Here is a 24,749-nt window from a genome sequence, read left to right on the forward strand (position 1 = left end):
ATCAATTCCTTTCTAACCATGATTTTCTTTTTTTATAAGTCTTTCACTAATATGAAATGATTTATTTTGAGGCAAATGAACGGTAAAGCGACTGCCTCCTTCTTCTCTTGATATAACATCAATACGTCCCTTATGTAAATCAACAATTCTTTTTACAATAGATAACCCTAATCCATTGCCTTCTACACTTCGTGATTTATCTTGACGATAAAAACGTTCAAAAATATGTGATATAGCTTCTTTGCTCATACCAACACCCGTATCCTCGATACTGACTTCCACTTCTTTAGATGTTTTCTTGACATGTACCATGACAACTCCATTATCTTGTGTGTATTTAATCGCATTGTTGATCAAATTAATCCACACTTGTTCTAAACGTGACTCATCTGCTTCAATACGAATATCATTTTTAGGTATTTCAAATTCTATTTCAATATTTTTACTTAACGCAAAATTATCTTGTGTTTCAATAACACGATTTAACTGTTCAATTAACGAGAACTCACTGATTTCCAATTTGACATCTTCACCTTCCAATAAAGTTAACTGTAACATATTTTTAGAAAGTGTAGATAAACGTTTACTATGAAATAAAATGATATCTGCATATTTTTGACGTTGCTCATCAGTTAATTTTTCATTCTTTAAGATTGTCGCAAAACCTTGAATAGCCGTTAAAGGCGTTTGAAACTCATGTGAAACATCAGATATGAACTGTTGACGTGTTTCATCCTGCTTGGCAAGCTGTTGAGCCATTTGATTAAAACTGCGATTTAAACGTGCAATTTCATCCTTACCAGTATAATTAACACGAACACGATAATTTCCTTTTGATAATTCATTTGTTGCTTTAGTTAAACGTGAAATAGGTTTAACAATAATATCAGCAATGACTAAAAATGTGATACTTCCAGCAACAAGCATACAAAAGACAGCTATTAAAGCAGAATCCAGGAAAATCATTTCCCTTTTACTCATATCTTTTTGAACATAGACAATATAATTTTGATTTTTGACTTCAAAAGATTTTGCATAAATACGTATAGATGAATCTTGTAAAATAATACTTTGTCCTATATTTTCTCTTAAAACATCTGTTTCTTCATGTGAGAGATGTTGTCCTTTGATATTTCCATAAGTCTTTTTTTGACCATTACTTTCAATATAAAAACTCACTTCTGAAGTTGAGGCATAACCCTGTAATATTTTATCTAAATCATCTCGGTCGATTAATTGAATAAAATCTTCTATAAGTTCTGTTGAATTTTTAAGTTCTTCAACAGCCAGTAACCCCAGTTCATTTGCATTTTTACGCAATGAAAAATATCCAGCAATTGAAAAACTAAATAAAATACTGACTAAAAATCCAATAATCAGCTTCCCATAAATGGATTTCATGGTTCAACCTCAATCTTATATCCTAATCCCCTGACTGTCACCACTTTAAATCCAGGCAAATGTCCTAAATTTTCACGAATACGTTTAATATGAACATCTACAGTACGATCAAATCCATCATAATCCATTCCCCAAATTTTTTCAATTAACTGTTCACGAGTAAAAATCTGATTAGGATTTTTCGCTAATTCAAAGGCCAATTCAAACTGTTTTAAAGGCAAATGAATTGTTTGATCTTTATATCTGATTTCATATTTATCACCATCAAAAACCACATCATGTAAAGTCACAATATTCTGACTATTGATACTATATCTTTTTAAAATTGTTTTCACTCTTGCTAAAAGTTCATCAGGATCAAATGGTTTTGTCACATAATCATCTATTCCTAATGAAAAGCCTCTTAATTTATCTGCTGACTGTGATTTGGCAGTTAACATAATAACGGGAATGTCTTTCATTTCCTTCATTTCCTCTACCAATTGAAATCCATCCATCACTGGCATCATAATATCAACAATTGCTAAATCAATATATTCATTTTCTAAAAGATGTAAAGCTTCCTCTCCACTGGCAGCCTGAACCACTGAGAATCCCTCTTTATCTAAATAAAAACGGATCAATTCTCTAATATGTTCTTCATCATCAACTATTAAAATCTTTGATTTCATAATCTTTCCACCTCAATTCATTTTGTAATTATATCATAATTATGCATGAATTCCTATATTTATTGTTATTCCCTTATGAAATATACCAAACTTTATTCCATAATAAAAACAACACATCTGTGTTGTCCTTATTTTATCTTTTTAGGATGCAAAAATGACTTTCTTTTAATCACTTTCATTAAATCATTTGCCCCCTCAATATGAGCATCCAGTGCTTTTTGACACCAGTATTTAGCATCTTTTAAAGAAACCTGTGTTCCTTGTCCATACGTATATGCTCTCGCAAGATTGAGATAAGCGTGTCCATTATTAAGGTTGGCAGCTTTTAAAAATAATTCAAAAGCCTTTTTTAAATCTTTGCTGACACCATCTCCTTCTTTATAACAGACTGCCAGATTATTCATGGCCCCTGCATGTCCACAATCAACAGCCTGCTGATAATAGGTGATTGCTTTTTGTTTATCTTCAAACTCTTTACCAGCTTCAAAATCATATAGCACAGCCAGATTATAAAGCGATGAAGCATGATTCATCTTGGCGGCATGTTGAAAATAATCAATCGCTTTTGAATAATCCTGTTGAACACCTTTTCCATCTTTATACATATTTCCAAGCGCATAATAAGCGCGTGGTGATTGCATATCAAGCGCTTTTTTATAATATTCTATAGCTTGATCATTGGATTGTTTCAATATGCCCCATTCATACATTCTCCCGATTTCGACATATCCATCTGCTATACCATTTTGACCAGCCAATTCATAGTATTGTACAGCTTTTTCTATGTCCACTTCAATTGCTAAGCCATCTTCATAGAAACGACCAACATGATACATAGCTCGAGCCCATTGATTTTTGGCTGCTTTTAAATATAATTCAAAAGCACGTGATAAATCGACCTTTGTCCCTATACCATTTTCATAACATGAGGCTTCATTGCAAATGGCAGGCGAATAATTAAACTTTGCACTTTGATGATAAAGTTGTAAAGCTTTTTTTTCATCCTTTTGACATTCTAGTCCCAATTCATACATGACACCCAAATTACATAAAGCTCTTGGATATCCTTTTTGAGCTGATAATTCATAATAATATTTGGCCTGAGCAAAATCCTGCTCGACACCGATTCCATGTTCATAACAAAAAGCTAAATTACATTGACAGACTTCATCATTCAGTTGTGCACCTTGTTGATAATATTCAAAAGCTTTCGTTAAATCAACCGGCACTCCTCGACCTTCTTCATAAATAAGACCTAAGCCACATAAAGCACGTGGATTATTTTGTTTAGCAGCCTCCTGATAGTATTGAATAGCCTTAGACATGTCCTGTTCTACACCTATACCATCTTCATAACAGTATCCTAAACGCCATTGGGCAACATCAAATCCTAAATCAGCTGCCTGTTGATAACAGGAAATAGCCTGAGATAAATCTTTTTCAACTCCAATACCGAGTTCATAACAGCAACCTAAATTTGTTAAACCACGCAAGTTTCCAGATTCCGCCGATTTTTGATAACACTCTACAGCCTGTTGTTCATCTTTTTGACAGCCAATCCCGTTTTCATAATAGTAGCCTAAAGTACACAAAGCGGCTCCATCATGTAAATTAGCTGCCTGTTGATAATAATCAAATGATTTTTCTAAATCAACATCAACGCCTAATCCTTCATCATAGAAATAACCTAAACAACAAAGTGCACGAGGATATTGATATTGAGCAGCCTGCTCATACCATTTTCTAGCTTCCTGATAATCAGGTTGACCGTCAACGCCCTGTTCATATAAATAAGCCAAGTTACACATAGCTCTTAAATGTCCTTGTTTTGCAGCTAACAAATAAAAGGTTTTGGCTTTTTGTAAATCAGGTTCTACCCCAATTCCCACTTCATAGCAATATCCTAAATTACATTGCGCCACATCATAACCCAAATCAGCAGCTTGTTGATAAATCTCTATAGCCTTTGACAAATCCTGCTCAGTTCCAATACCAGCTTCATAACAATAACCCCAGTTTGTCATACCATGTAAATGTCCTGCCTTGGCAGATTGACGATAATATTCAAAAGCTTTGGCTGTATCTTTTTTTGTTCCTATGCCCATTTCATAGTAGTATCCTAAAGTACACATCGCTTGTGCATCTTGATCATTGGCAGCTTTTTGAATATATTCAAATGCCAGCTTTTCATTTTTTTCTATACCTATTCCTTTTTCCAAATAATAGGCATACTTATTGATAGCTGGATAATAGCCATAATCCGCACTACGCTTAAGATAATCCAAGGCTAATGCAGGATGTTCATCTTCAATCATATGTCCATAAGCCATCATAGCACGAGGATATCCCATATTCGCACTAAGTAAATACAGTTCTTTTGCTTTTTTTAAGTCAACAGGAGTTCCAATTCCCATTTCATAGCAATATGCCAGATAACAATGAGCAGGTGCATAATTTTGTGACGAAGCCTGCTGATACCAATACACAGCCTGTTCACTATCCTGTTTAACACCTTCACCAACTTCATAGGCAAAACCAACTTGAACCTGTGCAACAGGTAGTCCATCTTTGGCACCATCCAAGTACCATACAAAAGCTTTTTCAAGATCTTTAGCGACACCTATACCATATTCATAACAATACCCAATGCTATATTTAGCTTGTGTATATCCTAAATCTACTGCCTGTTTATAATAAGTCATGGCTTTCATTTCATCTTTGAGCGTTCCATAACCAAAGCAATAGCATTCTCCTAAATAATAAACAGCTCGAGGATATTGATCTTGGGCAGACTTTTCAAAATATTCAAAAGCCTGCTGTAAGTTGCTTTGACAGCCTATCCCCTTTAAACAGCAATAAGCATAATTACAGGCTGCCAGACTATCACCTAAATCAGCAGCCTGCTGATAAAAAGCAACTGCCTGTTCCTTATTGACTTTTGTTCCTAACCCCACTTCATTCATATATCCAAGTGAACAAATAGCTTTGGCATGTGAATGATAAGCTGCTTTTTCAAACAATTGATAAGCACGATATTCATCCTGAACTCTATCCTGTCCATTCATATATTGTAGACCTAATTGAAACAATTCATTGGTAGATAAAAGCTGATTGTTATCTTCCTCTAGTGAATATCTAGATAACAAACAGATATCAACACCTTTGACTTCAGATCCATCTTCAATATAATAATGTTCTTCTTCTAAATAAGGTGAATGTGTTAAATCAGGAAAATCCAAGATGTCATATTTATTCATCAATTCATAAACTTCATTTTCCACATCTTCTTCTAAGCAAAATAAAGTTTTCACTTTCATTAAAGCATCATTGCCATAATCATCTTTCAAATAGACCCATGCCATATCTGTATAAGTGATGGCAATAAAATCTATTTTCCATTTCCCAAATAGAGGTTCATACATTTTTAAACGTTGAAATAATTCACCCATAATCTTCCTCCTTATTGAATCGTAATTGAAGAAACAGTTTGTGAAGTCGATTCATCATTGACATATTCAATCGTCACTGTATCACCCGCTTTGACAAAAGGCAACTGAGCATTTAATGAAATAGGTGCAATAAAGACTTGATTCGAATCTTGAAGCTGGAAATAATATTGTGAATTTCCATTAACAACAACTTCATGAATATCACTGACAACAGCTGTTAATTTTTCTGTATCATAATCAACATTTGTTTTACCATTATCTTTCAACAATGCATAATATTCTTTTTCTGCTTCGGCAACGCTATCACCAACTGAAACAATCTGATAATTTTCAACACTGACAAACGCATATTTTTTAACAAGACCTGCACTATCTTTTAAAGACATAAAATATGTTGGTTCTCCTCCAGCATTAATCAAAATAGGGAATGTTGCCGTATATTTTAAATCTGTAACTTTTCCTTCAGCAGAAGACATTGCTGAAAATTCTTCTGCTCCACTAATCGCATAATATTTTGCTTCTTTCGTACGCATATTAATCAATGCAAATCCTACATTGGAAGCATCATTAGATACTGATGTTAAACCTGTATATAAATAAACATCATCATTTAAAGCTATATAATTATATCCGTCTGTTGGTTTTAAAACACCTTTTTGAGAGAAAATCGTATTAAAGAAACCGTGTGTATATTTTCCCCAGTTATTAAGCTGTTCTATTAACAATTCAGAAGGATAAACACGATCAATCCATGTTGGAACATCTTGAATATCATAATATTGACAGTCACCACTCACAGCATCAACTAACACTGCACCTGTGATATCTTTACCACCAAATAAACCAATTTTATAAGTATAAGTCGGTGCTACCCAATATGGATGTCCATCATCATCAATTTCAAATGAAGGTGTTTCAAACATTTTAGTTGGATAGTGAACACGTAAATGACGATCAATATTTCTAAAGAATAAATCAGAATGTGAGTATTTCATTCCTTCATCTAAACGAACAACTTCACTTTCCTGTGTCACCATATCTACGCGAATATAGGCAGGTAATCCCTCACGATGATTCGTAAACCATTTAATCAAATCACTATATGATAATGTTGTGACTCTATAAGGTTTATCCTGATAATTGATTTGAACATAATCATTATCAACTTCAAATTGTGAAACATAATCGACAATCTCACCCATTTTACGATCTCCTAAACGTTCAGCACTCTCTTTATCAACAACAGGAATTGACTGATAATTCACTTTAGGATTATCTTTATAGAAATCAGCATTTTTATCAACATCTAATTGTTTTTGATAACTTGATGCAAAAAAGATAGGTGAACTGATTAATTGTCCAGCAAAGACATAAACTAACAATAACGCAATCACTACACTAAGTATCTTATTTACTTTATCAAATGAAGCCTGAAATAAACTTCTTAATGCTATAAAAATAACAAGCAGAATACTGAAAAAGAAAACAAAATCAGGTGATCTCAAATTAATAGGAATCAAAACAAAGTATTCAACAATCAAAAAAACAATCAAAACAATGACCAGTGCCTTTATTGTCCCGCCTTTTTGGGGCTGACGTTGTTGAAAAAATTGACGTTGCCTATTTTCTGTCATTCTTGTAAAAAACTTTTCAAATATATTTTCCATTGATTTTCTCCTTTAATTTTTCAATAAGTTCTTCCAATTCATCTAATGATTGAAGAGTTGCTCCTGCAGCATAAGCATGTCCACCACCATGAAAAAGCGCTGCCACTTCATTAACAGGAATACCACGACTTCTGATACTTACACGATAGTTGTTGTCTTTTTTATTTTGAGTCACAGCCATCCATACAGCATACTCTTCAAAATTAGCTAACACATTGACATAAGAAGACCCTTGTTCTCGACTCATCTGTAATGCTTTTAAATTTTCATCACTCAAATAATACCATGCTATATGATCATTTTCCTGATAATGATTATAAATAAATTTTGTAATTTCTAAATCCTGTTTTGTACGCATATAAAGCTTCTGATATAATTTTTCAATATCAATTCCCATATCCAATAGATAAGAAGCTGCTTCAAAAGTTTTTTGAGATGTCGAATGATATAAAAAGCGATTGCTATCTCCAATAATTCCTAAATACAAAGCATTGGCAGCTTCTAATGGGATTTGAGCTTTCCCACGTTTCATTAATAAAGTTACAATTTCACTACATGAAGATGCTTTTTCATCTTCAATATTAATATCACCATATGAATCTACAACTATATGATGATCAATCTTTAGTATCTGATCACACACAGATATATCCCCATCAATACGTTCACGATTGGCTGTATCTAAAACAATTCCTAAAGTATAACCTTTTTTGATTTCACCCATTTCAAAAGAAGGATAATACTTTAATAAATCACTGTTCATTTCACCAGCTAAAACAATATTTTTTTGTGGATAGATTGATTTTAATGTCCAATACATTCCCAGTTGTGAACCAAATGCATCTAAATCAGGATTCACATGTCTATATATAATAACCTGATCAAACTCTTTTCTAATTCTTAATATTTTATCCATTTCTCATCACCTTTGTTTATCATAATACCATATTATCACATAAATATGAACTTATAAAAGATTTATTCTTCTATATCAAAATAACCATAATAAAAAAGAGTTGATCATTCAACTCTCTTATAGCCCTAATAATCTGACTGTATCTCTTGCAATCATAACTTCTTCATTTGTTGGAATAACCATAACTTTAATTTGTGAGAACTGATGAGAAATCACTCTATTTTCATCACTTCTCACAGCATTTAGTTTTTCATCCAAGAAGACACCAAAAGCTTTTGAAACATCATCAATAATCAAACGTCTTAAATAAGCTGCATTTTCACCTACACCAGCTGTAAAGGCAATCGCATCGCATCCACCAAGTTCAGCATAATAAGCTCCAATATATTTAGAAACAATTCTTGCATACAATAAACTTGTTAATAATGCTCTATCATCACCTTCTTTAAATAAAGCATTTTCAATATCACGAGAATCTGATGAAATTCCTGAAATACCAAGCATACCAGATTTCTTATTATAAATTTCTAAGACTTCATCTGGTGTTTTATTTAATTTCTTGCATAAATAAGGCATAATAGATGGATCAACATCTCCACAACGTGTTCCCATCATAACTCCTGCAAGTGGTGTGAATCCCATAGATGTATCAATACATTTTCCATTTAATACTGCTGAAATACTTGCACCATTACCTAAATGACAAACAATAACACGTGATTCAGTTGGATTTCCTAACATATCAATCACTTGTTCAGAAACATATTTATGACTTGTTCCATGTGCTCCATAACGTCTCACTTTTAAATCTGTGTAATATTCTAATGGTAATGGATATAAATATCTTTCTTTATCTAAACTTTGATGAAAAGCTGTATCAAAAGTAAAGACATGCTGTACATTAGGTAATTCTGCTTTAAATGCACGATATCCAATTAGATGTGCTGGATTATGTAAAGGCGCTAATTCACAAAGTTCTTCAACCTTTGCGACAACATCATCATCAACAACAGCACTATCACTAAAATATTCTCCACCATGAACAATACGATGTCCAACAGCATCTATTTCTTTTAATTCTGTCACGACTCCTTCATCAACCAATGCTTTTAAAAGCATTTCTACAGCGACCTGATGATCAGGAATCGGACATGTCGTTGTCTTTTTTTCTCCATTATATTTTATTGTAAAAATACCATCATCCATCCCAATTCTTTCTACAATTCCTGATGTAATGACTGTTTCTTCAGGCATTTCAAATAATTGAAATTTTAAAGATGAACTTCCTGCATTGACTGCCATAATTTTTGTCATATTTTTATTCCTCCTACAATACATAACATATATTTATTGTACATAAATTGTAGAATAAACTCAACAAAAATTTGAAAGCGAATACACTTTTTATCAAAAATGAAAAAACCCTACTCATAATAAAGATTATGACTAGGATTTTTTATAATAGCTTAACGATTTTGAGATTGTCTACCTGCCATCTGATTTTGTCCCATTTCAACTAATCTCTTAGTGATTTCACCACCAACAGATCCGTTAGCACGAGATGTTGCATCAGGTCCAAGATTAACACCAAATTCATTAGCGATTTCGTATTTCATTTGATCAATTGCATTTTGAGCACCAGGAACAACTAATCTATTTTTTGAATTTTTTGAGTTCATTGCTTTCACCTCCTGACACAATTAGTTTGTGTCAAGGTGACAAAATTATTCATTTATTTTAAAAAAAATTTTGTAAACTCTCTTTTTAAAAAGAATATGACTGACATCATACTCATTTTTATTAAATGTTCCTGTCAATTTAATATATTATATTTGATATTTTATGACAATTAACGAGATTGAAATATTATAAAATAATTTTACCAAATCATCAAGATATCTCAATTAAAACTTTTATTCATTAGTAACTGCTAATCTTTTTTATAAAAATTAAATTTTCAATTTGATATACATCAATATGATTTCTACTCTCTAGCCACACACCATTTTCAATATAAACTTTATTATTACTAAAAGAAATATTTACAGTATTACTACTGATTGCAGATTTATTCGTCATAAAGAACATCATAGATAAGATAAGTGTTATTATACCTACCCCTGCAATTGATAAAAAGATTTGAATCAATTTAAGTAATAAATTCTTTTTTTCACTTAATATCTCTATAACCACAAGAATAACAGGTATAAGAAAAATATCTATAATCACAAGTATATTAATCATTATACTTATAAATGGGTGAAAATATGTATGAATATCTAATTGACGATTGATGAAATATTGTACTAAAATCAAACTTACCGAGATAACATACCACCATGATATTCTTTGTTTCCATTTAGGTAGCAAATGAAATTGAGTCGATATATCTTTTAATAACTTTTGCATATAAGATTTCCTTTCAACATAGCAACCTGACTTGAATAATCGGTTATAAATTAACAAAACATCATATATATTCAAAATAAATAAAACTTTTTATATTTATAATCTTTGTGCTCCACGTTTATTTTTCATTTCAAAATATAATGATATAAGATCTTGATGATATGGAACGAATTTTTCTTGTTTCAAAAGATTTGTTATGTCTTCAAGACTTGCCCATTTCACATTTTGTACTTCTTCATCTTGTATAACTAAATTTTGAATATTGACAAGATAACGGATAAGATAAATATCATCAAGATCTTGATCAAAATGAATTGTCAAAAAAGTCTTATATCTTTTAAAGATAATTGAATACCTAATTCTTCATAAACTTCTCTTTCAGCTGCCATATAACTCGTTTCATTCATCAATGCACTATCACCAGCACTCATATCCCATAATCCTGACCATGTTTTTCTTTTCTTAAATCTTTGTTGTATCAACATTTCATCTCGATCATTAAAAAGGCAAATATGAACAGCAAGATGATAAAGATGTGAAGGAATCTTCTCGCTTCTCATCATCTTTTGATTTGTTTTTACTCGATCCTGCGTATACAAATCCAAAATTTCATCATTCATTAAAACAAATCCTCTACTTCTTTATAATGATCATCAATAACAATTGTTTCACATTGTTCAATGCATTCATGAATCATCGTTTGATAATCCCATGTTTCTTCCAATGCTTCAGCTTTATAGCTTTTTGGTTTTGTAGCAGGCTGCTTTGGTGTAAAAATTGTACAGCAGTCTTCGTGTGGTCGAATAGAAATATCATATGTTCCAATTTTTTGAGCAATATCAATAATTTCTAATTTATCCATACAAGCAACTGGTCTAATAACTGGCAGATGAATCACTTCATTAATAACAGACATACTTTCTAAAGTTTGAGAAGCCACTTGTCCAATGCTTTCACCATTCACTAATGCTAAACATTGATTTTGATGTGCCACGCCTTCAGCAATTCGATACATCATTCTACGCATAATTGTCATCGCATAACTTTCATCACAATGATCATATACAGCTAACTGCAAATCTGTAAAAGGTATAATATGTACAGTGATTTTTCCATGAGTATAATGTCTTAAAACATCAACAAGATCTAATACTTTTTCTCTTGCCAATTCATTTGTATATGGCGGTGAAGCATAGTGAATACATTCAATATCAACGCCACGTTTTAATGTTAAATATCCGGCAACTGGTGAATCAATCCCACCTGATAACATCAATAAAGCTTTTCCACCAATACCAACAGGATAACCACCAGCACCTTGAATCACATTATCCATAACATAGGTACATTCTTTACGCAATTCAACTTGTATTAATATTTCTGGATGATGGACATCTACTTTTAACTCTTTTGATGTATGATGAAAAATATATCCAGCAATAGCCGTATTGATATCATGTGAGTGAAGTGGATAATCCTTATCATTACGCTTTGTTTTGATTTTAAAAGTATGCCCTTCATTTTTCTCTACAATCTGTAAACATACTTCTTTTATTTTTTCTAAATCACTTTCCACTTTATAACAAACTGAAAAAGAGTGAATGCCAAAGACTGTCTGTAACTTCTGACATACAGCCTCTGGATCTTCATTATTTAACATAATATATAAACGATCAAAAGACATTTCATATCTTAAATGTGAAAACTCTTTTAATATTTCCTTTGTATTTTGTGTTAATTTACGAATAAAAAGTTTACGATTTTTCCCTTTTGTTGTGAGTTCTCCAAATCTGACTAAAATATGACTACATTCCATTGACAATTACCTCTGTTTCTTAATAGTTTTTAAAGTTTTCTTTAAATAAAATAAAAATTCATCTAATTCATCTTGTGTCGTATGATGAGAAAAACTAATACGAATCGCACTTTTAGCAATATCTTCTCGAATTCCCATTGCCTGTAATGTTCTTGAAATATCATTCTTATGAGATGAACAGGTACTTTTGGTTGATACATAACATTCATACATTTCTAAAGCATGTAAAATCACTTCTGGTTTATACCCTACACATGAAAAATTGAGAATATATGGTGAAACATGCTCACTAGGTGTATTGATGACAATATCAGGTATCTGAGTGAGCTGTTCTCTTATATAATGATTCAAAGAAGTCACGTATTGATATTTCTGTTCTAAATTTTCTAGAGCTAATCTTAATGTTTTCGCAAACATTGTATGTGTAGCTGTATTAGATGTTCCTCCACGCAATTGATGTTCCTGCTGACCACCATTAATTAATGGAACTAATGACGTAGATGTTTTTTTATATAAAACACCACTTCCTTTTAATCCATAAATTTTATGTGCTGAAAAACTCGCTAAATCTACATGAGTGAGATCAATAGGCATCTTTCCTAAAGCCTGTACCATATCGACATGTAATTTTATTTTTGGATTGATCTTTTGAATCATCTGATAAACCTTTTCAATAGGAAAAACCATTCCCACTTCATTATTTACATACATCATCGTGATTAAAATTGTATCTGGTCTGATTGCTTCTTCCAGCTGTTTTAAATCAAGATTTCCTGAAGCATCTACTGATATAAAATCAACTTCAAAACCAAAGACATCTCTTAATTGAATACATGACTGATAAACACTGGAATGTTCTACTGCGGTTGTAATGATATGTTTTCCTCTATTTTGATATTGAAAAGCACATCCTTTAATAGCTGCACTATTAGATTCACTGGCACCACTTGTAAAAATAATTTCTTCTGGTAAAACATGTAATAATTGTGCTGTTAATTCTCTTGATTTTTCCATTAAAGCACTTGTTTTTAATCCTAAAGAATATAACGAATCAGCATTAGCAAAATAATCATTTAATAATGACTGATACATATGATTCACTTCTTGGTTCAATGGTGTTGTTGATACATAATCTAAATAAATCATATCTTTCCTCCATAGTTCATTATATGTATATATACCATTTTTATTAAGAAAAAGCCACTAAAAAAGTCCAAATTAGGACTTTTCGCTTGTTTTTTGAATTAAATTTTCATATGAACCTGGCTGAATCTTTTCAATAATATCTACTGCAGTTGATAGAGCTTTTGTGTATTCACCATTTCTAAATAAGACTTCTGCCTTTGTTAATTCAGTATTCACCTCTAAAAAAGTAGAACGATAACGATTTCCAAAAACAATAGCTTCTTCAACCATTTCAGCTGTAACAATTAAGTTATGGACATTATCATATAATTTATAAATAATATCTCTTGCACTATCAACACGTTTAGATAATTCAGATAATTCCACTGGACGGTGCATACGATAGGCTTGAATCTGTGCTGCTTTATCGTATGAATCCTGAATATAATCTTTGTAAGATTCATTGATCATAGGTAAGTGTTTATTCTTAATTTCAGATTTGATTTCCAATAATACAATATTAATATTTTCTAACTCATCAATAGCACGCTGTTCCTGTAAATATAAATGATCACGAAATGCAAAGAATGAATTTAAGTCATCCTGATGAGTTAAAGCTGCATTTTTTATCTTTTCAACTTTATCAATCATTTGTAAGTAAGAGAAATCACCTGCATTCATTTCTTCTTCTAAATCATAAGATTCTCTTAAAATCTGATCAAAGTCCTTATATTTTTCTTGAATATCAACATAATCTTCATTAATCAAATATAAATTTTCAATACGATTTTGATCAATTAGAGCTTGTTTATACTGATCATAAATCTGGGTAATAACTGTATAAGATTCATCCCATTTTGTTTTAAAATCATCATATGATTGTTTTTCAACTTCTAAATCTTTAATAATAGCATCAATATCATCAACTAATTTCTGTAAGACTTCGCCAACATTTTCTAATTGTAATTGTTGAATATGTTGAGTTGTTGTTTCTAAAGTGGATTGGATGGCCTGATAACGTACAGATACATTTAACTTTTCTAACGCAAATTCTCCATTAGACATATCTTTAATCAAATTATCCAAATAATGAATCTTTTTAGGAATATACTGTCTGACAATAGCGATATAATCAGGCAACTCCTGTAATCGGGCATTTAACCAGTCTACTTTTTTATCAATATCCTGTGTTAAATTTTTAGCATCTTCAAACCTCTGATTATTCATCATATCTTCAAGCTTTACAAAAGAATCATCAAGATTATTAAAAATATTTTTAATGCCCTTAACAAAATCTTCTACTTTAAAACGGATTGTTTCATAGTGATCTATCAATTGTCGATACTTTTCTTTCACACGAATAATTTCAATTCTTTGAACATTCTCAATTTCAGTAATTTCTTCAATTTTTGCCAGTAAAGCTTGAGAATCATCTTCATAGATTTTCAACATGCTTTCTAATTCTTTCATTTTAGAAGATATTTTTCTAAGTTTACCATAAAAAAGCTGTTCATCTACTTCATTAACCAATACACCTAATTGATTTTTCTGATAATCTGTAATACGTTCAAATTCCTGAGCATATTCTTCATATTTTTCCAGAACCTCTGGCATATTTTTAGAAATACTGTGGACTCTTCCTAAACGATATTGTAATGGCAGTGATTTAATGCCATTCATGCGATTTTCTACATCCACAATTAATTTCCTATATTTTCTTAATCTCATTCCCCTATAAAATAAAAGTAGTATTACAAGCGCAACAATACCTATACCTATAAAAATGAGATTACGTATACCTATTTGTTCAATCAATCTCATAATATTATCCATCATTTAAAATTCCTCTCTTTTCCTAAGTTTTATTTTATCATAAATAGAAAGGTATTTCATCATCTTTTTCCAAAATCCTACATAGACAAGAGATATACTGCCATCAAAAGAAAAAAGTATTGAACAAAATAACTGTTCAATACTTTGATATTGATCATCTTATCCTAAACGGTTGTAGTATTCAACGATAAGTGATTCATTGATTTCTTGATTTAATTCTGATCTTTCAGGTAATCTGATGAATTTACCTTCCATTTTATCAGCATCAACTTCAACAAATCCTGGTACATGTGTTTGAGAAGCTAAAGCGTTTTTGATAATTTCTAATGAACGAGAACGTTCTTTAACAGAAATAACATCTCCAACTTTAACTTGACAAGAAGCGATATCAGTTTTAACTCCATTTAATAAAATATGTCCATGGTTAACTAACTGTCTTGCTTGTCTTCTTGTTGTTGCAAAACCTAATCTATAAACAATATTATCCAATCTAGATTCTAGTAAACAGAAGAAATTGTAACCAGTAACTCCTTCCATTTTTCCAGCTCTTTTGAATGTGTTATGGAATTGTTTTTCATTAACTCCATACATATGTCTTACTTTTTGTTTTTCAGCTAATTGTAATCCATATTCTGTTAATTTCTTTCTTTTTTGACCATGTTGACCAGGTGCATATGGTCTTCTTGCTAATTCTCTACCAGTTTCTAATGTTGAAAAACCTAAACGTCTAGATTTTTTCCATTGTGGTCCAGTATAACGTGACATTTTCTTTCCTCCTATTGTTTTATTTGGCATAAAACAATAACATGCATAGATCAGTTAGGGTGTGTTTGTACTAAGTATTTCTCTTTGCAGCAAGATACTCTACATCCCTTTGTCACAAACGCATGGGCTAACCCTCTATGTGCTGCTATCATTTATTGCACTAATACATTATAACAAGCTTTTTTATATTGTCAAATATTTTTTTCAATATCAACAGAATATCTATTTTATCTTTATTTTCCATCCTCAAATCACGTTTTTATAGTCTCCATTCAAAAACACAAACCATTACATTTCATATTCATCATACATATAAGCATGTTTTAAAAATTCATAATCATCAAATAAAGCACCATTTGCTGTATTTACATCAAATTCTTCAAAAATAAAGTCATCCAAATTCAAACCTAAATCTTGAATATGCTCAACGAAAGCTTGTCTATCATGATAATACATATCCAAAAGTGAATGTTCATCTTCCCAAATACCAAAGCCTTCTCCAGCCATAATTTCTATATCATGAAGAGTTTGTACATTTGGGTGTTGTTCAATATCTTGAATCTGAATATCAAATATATAATCATCACCAAAATCATACCATAACGAAAAAGTATCTCCCTTTTTCAAATCTAGTTCATCTAAGAAAACATCTGATGCATAATCATCTAACATTTCTTCATCACATTGATCACAACCAAATTTTCCCTGATCAGTTATAAATGTAAAAAGATGAGTACCCTCTGCCTGAAACATGGTTAATATATAATATGCCAATTCATCTAAAGGCATATGATAAGGGATACGTACCTGGCGATGAATATACTTTTCTAACTCTCTAACCACAATACGACATATGACTGTTTTCTTCATTTCAGGAATGGCTTCCATCATATGTTCTAAATATTCCTGTAAAACACCTTCAAACAATTCATCCTGAAATTGAAGCTGATTCAAACATAATGTCATGGCTAACATAATACCTTTCTTTAAAAAATAAGGACTTTCATCTCCTGCTACATCTTCAAATTGACGAATAATATCTTTTAATTCATCAGATCCATTTAAAATAATATCATCATAAATATGATCAACACATTCAAAAATATGATTTTCTAACATATTTTTACACCTCCTGATTTTATTTTACAATATTTCCAAAATATTCATAGAATAACATATGTTTTTGATCTATTTTCTTCACCTTTCTTCACTTTTTCGTCATTTTTTTCCAAGAATATTATCAAATATAGTCATTTTTTCTTTTATCCTGTCGAATTTTATATGAAAGCTACTCCTATAAAATTCTTGAAACAGCTTATCAGTCATATCAATTCATCATCTTGTGTATAAAAATATGTCTTGATCCATAAAAAAATATCGAACAAAATTCTTTATCTTGTTCGATACCTTCATGTTAATGAAAAAGAAATCTTTTCCATGATTTTGTATTCAATTGGTGCCTGAGGTCGGACTCGAACCGACATGACATAGGTCGCAGCATTTTGAGTGCTGTGCGTATACCAGTTTCGCCACTCAGGCAAATCAAATTGCTTATTTATTATATTACATATCTTTTTAAAAATCAATAAAAATCGCAATTTATTTCATGATCATTATATATACCAATAGCCTGCAAATAACTATATATAATTGTTGGACCTACAAAACAAAAACCATGTTTTTTTAAATCTTTAGAGATTTGTATAGACAGATCATCACTTGATGGAACATCCTGTGATGTCTGATAATGATGTTGAACCGGTTGAAAATCAACATAAGACCATATAAAAGAATCAAAACTTCCATATTGTTTTTGAATTTCAAGAAAAGCTTTGGCATTCGTTATAATTGCCTTCATTTTTAAACGGTTCTTGATCAATCCTTCTGTTTGCATTAACTCATCATATTTTTTTGAATCATATAAGGCAATGCGATGATAATCAAAATGATCAAGAGCCTTACCATATAATTCTTCTTTTTTTAAAATAATATCCCAGCTCAGTCCTGCCTGTAAACCTTCTAAAACTAACATTTTATATAATTGCGTTTCATCATGTTGAGGAATACCCCATATATGATCATGATAAGCGATTAAACGCTCATTATATGCCCATTGACACCTTTTCATACCATCACCGTTTCTTATTTTAACATATCTTTTCTAGTTTACATAGACATTTTTCACTTGTATAATAGCATTGGTGAACAAAATGAATGAATTATTTAAAAATGAAATGAAAACAATATTAAAAGATGAATATGATGATTTTATACAATCATTACAAAAGCCTCCTGTTAAAGCTTTTTATTTAAATCCTTTAAAAAAGGATTGTTTACATTATTTCAATCAGGATGCTATTTCTCCCCATCCAGTTGTACCAGATGGATATTATTTTGATTATGAAAAATACCCACTAGGAAAATCTCCTTTTTTCTCTTGTGGTTTGTATTATATTCAAGAACCAAGTGCCATGCTTGTTGCTCATTTTTTAGACATTCAAAAAGATGATTATGTATTAGATATGTGTGGTGCTCCAGGAGGAAAGAGCTGTGCAGTAGCTAGTCGATTAGGTCCTCAAGGTTTAATGATTACCAATGATATCAATACATTGCGTGCAAAAATTCTTTCTGAAAATATTGAAAGGTTTGGTTTAAAAAATACCATTGTAACCAATTGTGATCCTATTCAATTTACAAAAATTCTTCCTGAATTTTTTGATAAAATCATTTTAGATGCACCTTGTAGTGGTGAAGGAATGTTTAGAAAAGACGAGCAGGCTATCACAACATGGTCTCCTGAAAAAGTACAGGAATGTGCCTATATTCAACGACAATTGATTGATCAGGCGATGCAATTATTAAAGCCTGGAGGAACACTGATTTATTCTACCTGTACATATAATACAAAAGAAAATGAAGAACAGATCAAATATATTCTTGAACGATATGATTGTTGTTTAAAGCCACTCAAAAGAAGTCATGGAATGGCTAATGGCATTGGACTAGATAGAGTTGTTCGTTTATATCCGCATCATTATCAGGGCGAGGGACATTTCATTGCCTGCATTCAAAAAAATGGTCAGTCTGTATCTAAAAAATACAAGCCTATGAAACCTCATATTTCTAAACAAAATCAAAAACTGGTTGATGAATTTTATCAGAAATATCTCAACATTCCTACTCCTGATTATCTTTATGACAATCATAATCATATTTATGCTCTCATGCCTCAATTCCCTGATTTACAAGGAATACGTGTTTTACGCAATGGACTTTATCTAGGGGAATGTAAGAAAAACAGATTTGAACCAAGTCTTGCTTTAGCTTTAACATTAACTCAAAAAGACGTCAAACAGTTTTATCGTTTTCATGAAAATGATGATGAAATCAAACAGTATTTGCATGGAGAAGCCATCCAGGGATCAAACCACAAAGGTTATGGTGTCATTTTTGTAGAAGATTATCCTCTTTCTTTTTATAAAGAAAGTCAAGGCTTAGCTAAAAACTTATATCCAAAGGGGTTAAGAAGATGAATCGTTATGAAACATTAAAAGACTATTTCTTTACACATATTGAAGAACAATGTCATGGTATTTATAAGCAAAAAGCTTTACTACACAGCATTCAAGTCTCTACTTTATGTCAGAAACTTGCCTTAGAACATCACTTAGATGTTGAACTTGCAGGCATCATTGGATTATTTCATGACTACATTCAATTCACTCAACATTCCTCATTCCAGCATGGTCTAAGATGTAGTGAATGGATCAGTAGTATTTTAAGTGAATTTCAGGATGATGAAAAAGCTATTATTCAACAAGCCATTGCTAGACATAGTGAAAAAGATAAAGTTGATGATGCATATAGTGAGATTCTTAAAGACGCTGATGTCTTAGCTCAATACTTTGCTGAAACAGATATTGTTTTATCAGACGAAGGACAAAAAAGACTTAAAAAATATCTCCCAGAAAAAATCTAGGAGATATTTTTTATTTCAACATATTTTCTAAAGTTTCATAAGGAACAAATCCTAATTGACGATTGACAGCTTGTCCTTTTTTAAAAGTTATCAATGTTGGAATAGATTGTACACCAAATTGCATTGCAAGAGAAGGTTCCTGATCTACATCTACTTTCACAACTTTGACTTCAGGATGTTCCTGTGCCAATTTATCAATACTTGGAGCTAACATTTTGCATGGTCCACACCAGTTTGCAAAAAAATCTACAAAAACAACATCATTTTGAGCAATAACATTTTCAAATTCCTGACTGTTAACATGTAATACTTCTGCCATATGCAGCGCCTCCTTTATCATATTATAGCTTTTTCTTTTATTGATATACTGAAGTTTATCATAGTCTTTCACTTTTTACAACTTATGTGCTTAAAAAGAAAAAGGTCCTAAGACCTTAATCCATTTCAATAGCTCCTGTATACAATTGATAATATTTACCTTTTTGTTTCATCAATGTTTCATGGTTACCTCTTTCAATGATATGACCATGTTCAAGAACCATAATACAATCACTATTTTTAATTGTAGATAATCTATGGGCAATAACTAATGTTGTTCTTCCTTCCATTAATCCATCCATACCCTTTTGAACAAGAGTTTCTGTTCTTGTATCAATAGATGAAGTAGCTTCATCTAAGATTAAAGCAGGAGGATTCGCAACTGCAGCACGAGCAATCGCAATTAATTGTCGTTGCCCTTGAGAAAGATTCGCTCCATCTCCAGTTAACATTGTATCATAGCCATCAGGTAGATGTTTGATAAAAGCATCTGCATTAGCAAGTTTAGCAGCTTCAATACATTCTTCATCAGTCGCATCTAAACGTCCATAGCGAATGTTATCCATAACAGTTCCTGTAAATAAGTGTGTATCTTGCAATACGACACCTAATGAGCGACGTAAATCATCTTTCTTAATTAATTTGATATCAATACCATCATAAGTAATCGTTCCACTTTGAATATCATAAAAACGATTAATTAAGTTTGTAATAGTTGTTTTACCGGCACCAGTTGCTCCAACAAAAGCAATTTTTTCACCAGGATTAGCAAATACATCAATATCATGTAAAACCATATGATCATCAAAATAACCAAAGTTGACATTTTCTAATTTCAAGTCACCTTTCATTTCAACCAATTCTACTTCACCGTTTGCTCTTGGATGACGCCATGCCCAATGTCCTGTTCTTTTATCAGTTTCCACCATTTTTCCATCAACAAATTCTACACGACATAATGTCACGATACCTTCATCTACTTCTTTTTCCTGATCTAGCAATTCAAAAATACGTTTCGCTCCAGCTTGTGCCATAGCGATAGAATTGATTTGCATAGACACTTGTCCAATTGGGTTATTAAAACTTCTATTCAATGTCATAAATGCAACAAGTGTTCCGATTGTTAATGAAGAATCAAAACCAGATAATGCCAAAACAGCTCCAATCACCGCACATAAAATATATGACATATTTCCTGCCTGAATGGTAACTGGCATTAAAACATTGGCAAATTTATTAGCTTGATATGAACTTTGACGTAATTCTTCGTTAATATCTCTAAAACCTTCAATAGCTTTTTCTTCATGGTTAAACACTTTAACAACTTTCTGTCCAGAAATCATTTCTTCAATATAACCATTGACTTTTCCTAATGTTTCTTGTTGTTTAATAAAATATTTTGCTGAACGTCTTCCAATAGAACGTGAAATAAAGAGAATAATACAAACCATAATGACACTTATTAATGTTAAAGTCACATTTAACATTAACATTGATATAAGAACAGTCATAATTGTAATAGCACTTGAAGTAAACTGTGGAATAGATTGACTAATTAATTGTCTTAAAGTATCAATGTCATTTGTATAAACAGACATAATATCTCCGTGAGTTGTTCTATCAAAATAACGAATTGGTAATGATTCCATGTGTTCAAACATTTCTACACGTAAATCACGTAAGAAACCTTGTGTAACAGTAACCATAATACGGTTATAGGCATAAGCAAAAACAATTCCTGCCAAAAAGAAACAAGCCATAACAGAAAGAGCAGAAAACAATCCAGAAAAATCAGGAGAAGGCTGCCCTATTAAAGGCATAATATAATCATCAATTAATCTTTGTTGGAATACCTGGCCCTGTACACTACAAATGGCCTGTCCAATAATACATATTAAAACAATAACTATAGCCAAACCATAACGTTTAAAGACTTTCTTTAAAAGACGTGCTAAAACATTTTGTTTTTTCATATTATGCTTCCTCCTTTCCTTTTGTCTGTGTTTCATATATTGTACGATAAATACCACTTGTTTTTAATAAATTTTCATGTGTATCAAAATCATCAATAACACCATCATTTAATACAATAATACGATCTGCATTTTGCACACTTGATACACGCTGTGAAATAATAATTTTTGTCGTATCTGGAATACGTTCTTCAAATGATTTTTGAATACTTGCATCAGTCGCAGTATCAACAGCACTTGTTGAATCATCCAGAATTAATATTTTTGGTTTCTTTAACAATGCTCTGGCAATACATAAACGTTGTTTTTGTCCACCAGAAACATTTGTTCCACCTTGTTCAATATAAGTATTATACTTATCAGGGAAATCTTGAATAAAATCATCAGCACAAGCCAAACGACATGCTTCCTGACATTCTTCTAAAGTCGCATTTTCATTTCCCCATCTTAAGTTCTGTAAAATAGTTCCACTGAATAAGACATTGTTTTGTAAAACAACAGCTACTTCATTTCTTAATACTTCCAAATCATATTTTCTAACGTCTTCACCACCAACAATGACACTTCCTCGATCAACATCATAAAGACGACTGATTAAGCTGACAAGGGTACTCTTAGCACTTCCAGTTCCACCAATAATTCCAATTGTTTCACCAGAGTGAATGTGGATATCAATATCTCTAAGCACTGGTTCACCTGTTCCATGTTTATAAGAAAAAGTCACATGATCAAAAGTGACAGATCCACTTTTCACTGTTTTTAAGGCATTTTCAGGAGAAACCAAATCTGATTTTTCATTTAAAACTTCGGCAATACGTCTTGCTGAAGCAAATGACATTGTAATCATAACAAATGCCATAGATAACATCATTAATGACATCAAAATATTCATGATATAACTAAATAATGTCGTCAATTCTCCTGTTGTTAGAGTTCCACCAACAACACTCTTTGCTCCTAACCATGATAAAAGTAAAATACATCCATAAACAGCTGTCATCATAGCAGGGTTGTTTAAAGCCAATACAGATTCAGCCTTTACAAATAAACGATAGATATTTTGTGCAGCTCTTTTAAATTTTTCATTTTCATATTTTTCTCTGACGAATGATTTGACAACACGAATAGCGACAACATTTTCTTGAACACTTTCATTTAAATCATCATATTTAGGAAAGACCTGATTAAAATAACGTGTCGCTGTAATCATGATAAATCCTAAAACAATAATTAAGAATCCCATTGCTCCAACAAAAATCAAACTTAATTCATGATTAATCATAAAAGCCATTGTCAGGGCACAAATTAAATTCATTGGTGCACGAATACACATACGAATAATCATCTGATAAGCCATCTGAACATTCGTCACATCTGTTGTTAAACGTGTAACAAGTCCAGCAGTACTATATTTATCTATATTAGAGAATGAAAATGATTGAATATTTGTATACATTCCATCTCTTAAGTTAGCAGCAAATCCTGTTGAAGCCTTTGCAGCATATTTCCCAGCTAAAAAACCAGTTGATAAAGTTCCAATTGCAATAATAAACATGATAAATCCATATTTATATACAGCATTAATATTTCCAGCTTCAATTCCTAAATCAATAATTCTTGCCATTAACAAAGGAATCAAAATCTCCAAAATAACTTCGACGATAACAAAAAACATTGTTAAAAAAGAATCTTTTTTATATTGTTTGATTTGTTTCATCAATGTTTTAATAACCATATAACCACCCCTTCTTTAAAGATTTGTAACCAACACGATTGCTAATCTGTAGATTCCTGTTCATTTTTAGACATATTTTGAATCATATGATCCGCAACATCTATAAATGTTTCAATTTGTTGAGTTGTTAAACCATCAGTTAATTTATCATGAAGTTGCATCATAGCCTGATTAATCCATTCATGAATCTCTAAACTTTTTTTGGTTAAAACAATTTTTTTCAAACGTCCATCATAATCTACAGGAACACGTTCAATCAACCCCCTCTTATTCATCAAGGTCAGCATTTCAGAAGTCGTTGAACGATTAATAGAAAATTCCTCTTCAATATCCTTTTGAAAAGTATCCTTGCCTTCACTGTCTCTTAATTGAATAAAACCAATGATCCATGTTTGCATCATTGTCGCTCTATCATGTTGGGGTCCCAAATGTTTATCCATATTTCTTTTCATTAAATTGCTTAATGTTTTAATACGATATCCAATTGGATCTCTAAACATCGTACCACCTCCATTGTTCGGTTACGAACAGTATTATAATACACATTTTTTTGAATGTAAAGCATTAATATATCGTCAACTTCTACTAAAATTATACATCTATATAGATATCAAGCCATTAGTGCTTATCTAATGGCTTGATGACTTCTCTAGCGAATTCTATATATTCTTTTTCATTGATTCCTATTTGTT

The 24,749-nt window shown here is 31.4% G+C and carries 22 protein-coding genes and 1 tRNA gene; 2 read left to right on the plus strand and 21 right to left on the minus strand.

The window, feature by feature from the left end:
* Positions 1-12 precede the first annotated feature (12 nt).
* The 17 genes from B5E48_RS06815 to B5E48_RS06890 all read right to left on the minus strand — a co-directional run bounded on the left by B5E48_RS06815 (position 13) and on the right by B5E48_RS06890 (position 18,180).
* Positions 13-1,401, minus strand: coding sequence for a sensor histidine kinase (locus B5E48_RS06815; RefSeq protein ID WP_087304546.1), 1,389 nt, complete (start codon positions 1,399-1,401; stop codon positions 13-15).
* Positions 1,398-2,072, minus strand: coding sequence for a response regulator transcription factor (locus tag B5E48_RS06820; protein ID WP_087242923.1), 675 nt, complete (start codon positions 2,070-2,072; stop codon positions 1,398-1,400). The genes B5E48_RS06815 and B5E48_RS06820 overlap by 4 nt, the downstream gene beginning before the upstream one ends.
* A gap of 128 nt (positions 2,073-2,200) precedes the next feature.
* Positions 2,201-5,521, minus strand: coding sequence for an SEL1-like repeat protein (locus B5E48_RS06825; protein ID WP_087304547.1), 3,321 nt, complete (start codon positions 5,519-5,521; stop codon positions 2,201-2,203).
* An 11-nt stretch (positions 5,522-5,532) separates the two neighbouring features.
* A complete protein-coding gene (locus tag B5E48_RS06830; protein ID WP_087297702.1) occupies positions 5,533-7,188 on the minus strand; it encodes a hypothetical protein in 1,656 nt (551 codons plus the stop codon).
* On the minus strand, positions 7,172-8,104 hold the full coding sequence (locus tag B5E48_RS06835; protein ID WP_087304548.1) for a DHH family phosphoesterase: 933 nt from the start codon (positions 8,102-8,104) through the stop codon (positions 7,172-7,174). The genes B5E48_RS06830 and B5E48_RS06835 overlap by 17 nt, the downstream gene beginning before the upstream one ends.
* Before the next feature lie 117 nt (positions 8,105-8,221).
* Positions 8,222-9,418, minus strand: coding sequence for an acetate/propionate family kinase (locus B5E48_RS06840; RefSeq protein ID WP_087297704.1), 1,197 nt, complete (start codon positions 9,416-9,418; stop codon positions 8,222-8,224).
* A 152-nt stretch (positions 9,419-9,570) separates the two neighbouring features.
* Positions 9,571-9,783: an alpha/beta-type small acid-soluble spore protein gene (locus B5E48_RS06845; RefSeq protein ID WP_087242931.1), complete on the minus strand. Its 213-nt coding sequence runs from the start codon at positions 9,781-9,783 to the stop codon at positions 9,571-9,573.
* A gap of 241 nt (positions 9,784-10,024) precedes the next feature.
* Complete coding sequence (locus B5E48_RS06850) at positions 10,025-10,513, minus strand: hypothetical protein (RefSeq protein ID WP_087304549.1); 489 nt, start codon at positions 10,511-10,513, stop codon at positions 10,025-10,027.
* Between the two features lie 96 nt (positions 10,514-10,609).
* Entirely contained in the window at positions 10,610-10,834 is a 225-nt protein-coding gene (locus tag B5E48_RS13855) for an NUDIX hydrolase (protein WP_241146940.1), read from the minus strand.
* Positions 10,831-11,133 carry an NUDIX domain-containing protein gene (locus B5E48_RS13860; RefSeq protein WP_241146941.1) on the minus strand — a complete coding sequence of 101 codons (303 nt, stop codon included), beginning with the start codon at positions 11,131-11,133 and terminating at the stop codon, positions 10,831-10,833. Before B5E48_RS13860 ends, B5E48_RS13855 begins: the two co-directional genes overlap by 4 nt.
* Complete coding sequence (gene thiI, locus B5E48_RS06860; protein WP_087304550.1) at positions 11,133-12,329, minus strand: tRNA uracil 4-sulfurtransferase ThiI; 1,197 nt, start codon at positions 12,327-12,329, stop codon at positions 11,133-11,135. Before thiI ends, B5E48_RS13860 begins: the two co-directional genes overlap by 1 nt.
* Positions 12,330-12,335: 6 nt before the next feature.
* A complete protein-coding gene (locus B5E48_RS06865; protein WP_087304551.1) occupies positions 12,336-13,475 on the minus strand; it encodes a cysteine desulfurase family protein in 1,140 nt (379 codons plus the stop codon).
* 72 nt (positions 13,476-13,547) lie between these two features.
* The gene (locus B5E48_RS06870) at positions 13,548-15,287 is read right to left on the minus strand and encodes a septation ring formation regulator EzrA (RefSeq protein WP_087304558.1); all 1,740 of its coding nucleotides are present in this window, start codon (positions 15,285-15,287) and stop codon (positions 13,548-13,550) included.
* A gap of 159 nt (positions 15,288-15,446) precedes the next feature.
* Entirely contained in the window at positions 15,447-16,052 is a 606-nt protein-coding gene (gene rpsD / locus B5E48_RS06875) for a 30S ribosomal protein S4 (protein WP_087242940.1), read from the minus strand.
* A gap of 288 nt (positions 16,053-16,340) precedes the next feature.
* Positions 16,341-17,171 carry an IS1096 element passenger TnpR family protein gene (locus tag B5E48_RS06880; protein WP_087297116.1) on the minus strand — a complete coding sequence of 277 codons (831 nt, stop codon included), beginning with the start codon at positions 17,169-17,171 and terminating at the stop codon, positions 16,341-16,343.
* 335 nt (positions 17,172-17,506) lie between these two features.
* Positions 17,507-17,591, minus strand: a tRNA-Leu gene (locus tag B5E48_RS06885).
* Between the two features lie 43 nt (positions 17,592-17,634).
* Positions 17,635-18,180, minus strand: a complete 546-nt coding sequence (locus B5E48_RS06890) for a DNA-3-methyladenine glycosylase I (RefSeq protein WP_087304552.1) — start codon at positions 18,178-18,180, stop codon at positions 17,635-17,637.
* A gap of 82 nt (positions 18,181-18,262) precedes the next feature.
* Between B5E48_RS06890 and B5E48_RS06895 the strand changes: the two genes are divergently transcribed.
* On the plus strand, positions 18,263-19,585 hold the full coding sequence (locus tag B5E48_RS06895; RefSeq protein WP_087304553.1) for an RsmF rRNA methyltransferase first C-terminal domain-containing protein: 1,323 nt from the start codon (positions 18,263-18,265) through the stop codon (positions 19,583-19,585).
* The gene (locus B5E48_RS06900; RefSeq protein WP_087304554.1) at positions 19,582-20,031 is read left to right on the plus strand and encodes an HD domain-containing protein; all 450 of its coding nucleotides are present in this window, start codon (positions 19,582-19,584) and stop codon (positions 20,029-20,031) included. Before B5E48_RS06895 ends, B5E48_RS06900 begins: the two co-directional genes overlap by 4 nt.
* 10 nt (positions 20,032-20,041) lie before the next feature.
* On the opposite strand, the gene trxA is transcribed toward B5E48_RS06900, so the two are convergent.
* The 4 genes from trxA to B5E48_RS06920 all read right to left on the minus strand — a co-directional run bounded on the left by trxA (position 20,042) and on the right by B5E48_RS06920 (position 24,557).
* Positions 20,042-20,350, minus strand: coding sequence for a thioredoxin (gene trxA, locus B5E48_RS06905; protein WP_087304555.1), 309 nt, complete (start codon positions 20,348-20,350; stop codon positions 20,042-20,044).
* Between the two features lie 115 nt (positions 20,351-20,465).
* Positions 20,466-22,322: an ABC transporter ATP-binding protein gene (locus B5E48_RS06910; RefSeq protein ID WP_087304556.1), complete on the minus strand. Its 1,857-nt coding sequence runs from the start codon at positions 22,320-22,322 to the stop codon at positions 20,466-20,468.
* Position 22,323: 1 nt separating this feature from the next.
* Complete coding sequence (locus B5E48_RS06915) at positions 22,324-24,057, minus strand: ABC transporter ATP-binding protein (RefSeq protein ID WP_087242957.1); 1,734 nt, start codon at positions 24,055-24,057, stop codon at positions 22,324-22,326.
* A 41-nt stretch (positions 24,058-24,098) separates the two neighbouring features.
* Entirely contained in the window at positions 24,099-24,557 is a 459-nt protein-coding gene (locus B5E48_RS06920; protein WP_087304557.1) for a MarR family winged helix-turn-helix transcriptional regulator, read from the minus strand.
* Positions 24,558-24,749 lie beyond the last annotated feature (192 nt).

Origin of the sequence: Massilimicrobiota sp. An105 (genome assembly GCF_002161155.1) — a bacterium.
Taxonomy (GTDB): domain Bacteria; phylum Bacillota_I; class Bacilli_A; order Erysipelotrichales; family Coprobacillaceae; genus Allocoprobacillus; species Allocoprobacillus merdigallinarum.

Bases quoted from the DNA above. Each gene is read 5' to 3' on its own strand.
- B5E48_RS06830 (WP_087297702.1), bottom strand. From the start codon at position 7,188: ATGGAAAATATATTTGAAAAGTTTTTTACAAGAATGACAGAAAATAGG.
- B5E48_RS06865 (WP_087304551.1), bottom strand. From the start codon at position 13,475: ATGATTTATTTAGATTATGTATCAACAACACCATTGAACCAAGAAGTG.
- B5E48_RS13860 (WP_241146941.1), bottom strand. From the start codon at position 11,133: ATGAATGATGAAATTTTGGATTTGTATACGCAGGATCGAGTAAAAACA.
- B5E48_RS06845 (WP_087242931.1), bottom strand. From the start codon at position 9,783: ATGAACTCAAAAAATTCAAAAAATAGATTAGTTGTTCCTGGTGCTCAA.
- rpsD (WP_087242940.1), bottom strand. From the start codon at position 16,052: ATGTCACGTTATACTGGACCACAATGGAAAAAATCTAGACGTTTAGGT.
- B5E48_RS06825 (WP_087304547.1), bottom strand. From the start codon at position 5,521: ATGGGTGAATTATTTCAACGTTTAAAAATGTATGAACCTCTATTTGGG.
- B5E48_RS06870 (WP_087304558.1), bottom strand. From the start codon at position 15,287: ATGGATAATATTATGAGATTGATTGAACAAATAGGTATACGTAATCTC.
- trxA (WP_087304555.1), bottom strand. From the start codon at position 20,350: ATGGCAGAAGTATTACATGTTAACAGTCAGGAATTTGAAAATGTTATT.
- B5E48_RS06850 (WP_087304549.1), bottom strand. From the start codon at position 10,513: ATGCAAAAGTTATTAAAAGATATATCGACTCAATTTCATTTGCTACCT.
- B5E48_RS06840 (WP_087297704.1), bottom strand. From the start codon at position 9,418: ATGACAAAAATTATGGCAGTCAATGCAGGAAGTTCATCTTTAAAATTT.
- thiI (WP_087304550.1), bottom strand. From the start codon at position 12,329: ATGGAATGTAGTCATATTTTAGTCAGATTTGGAGAACTCACAACAAAA.
- B5E48_RS06910 (WP_087304556.1), bottom strand. From the start codon at position 22,322: ATGAAAAAACAAAATGTTTTAGCACGTCTTTTAAAGAAAGTCTTTAAA.
- B5E48_RS06900 (WP_087304554.1), top strand. From the start codon at position 19,582: ATGAATCGTTATGAAACATTAAAAGACTATTTCTTTACACATATTGAA.
- B5E48_RS06890 (WP_087304552.1), bottom strand. From the start codon at position 18,180: ATGAAAAGGTGTCAATGGGCATATAATGAGCGTTTAATCGCTTATCAT.
- B5E48_RS06835 (WP_087304548.1), bottom strand. From the start codon at position 8,104: ATGGATAAAATATTAAGAATTAGAAAAGAGTTTGATCAGGTTATTATA.
- B5E48_RS06915 (WP_087242957.1), bottom strand. From the start codon at position 24,057: ATGGTTATTAAAACATTGATGAAACAAATCAAACAATATAAAAAAGAT.
- B5E48_RS06895 (WP_087304553.1), top strand. From the start codon at position 18,263: ATGAATGAATTATTTAAAAATGAAATGAAAACAATATTAAAAGATGAA.
- B5E48_RS06920 (WP_087304557.1), bottom strand. From the start codon at position 24,557: ATGTTTAGAGATCCAATTGGATATCGTATTAAAACATTAAGCAATTTA.
- B5E48_RS06815 (WP_087304546.1), bottom strand. From the start codon at position 1,401: ATGAAATCCATTTATGGGAAGCTGATTATTGGATTTTTAGTCAGTATT.
- B5E48_RS06880 (WP_087297116.1), bottom strand. From the start codon at position 17,171: ATGTTAGAAAATCATATTTTTGAATGTGTTGATCATATTTATGATGAT.
- B5E48_RS06820 (WP_087242923.1), bottom strand. From the start codon at position 2,072: ATGAAATCAAAGATTTTAATAGTTGATGATGAAGAACATATTAGAGAA.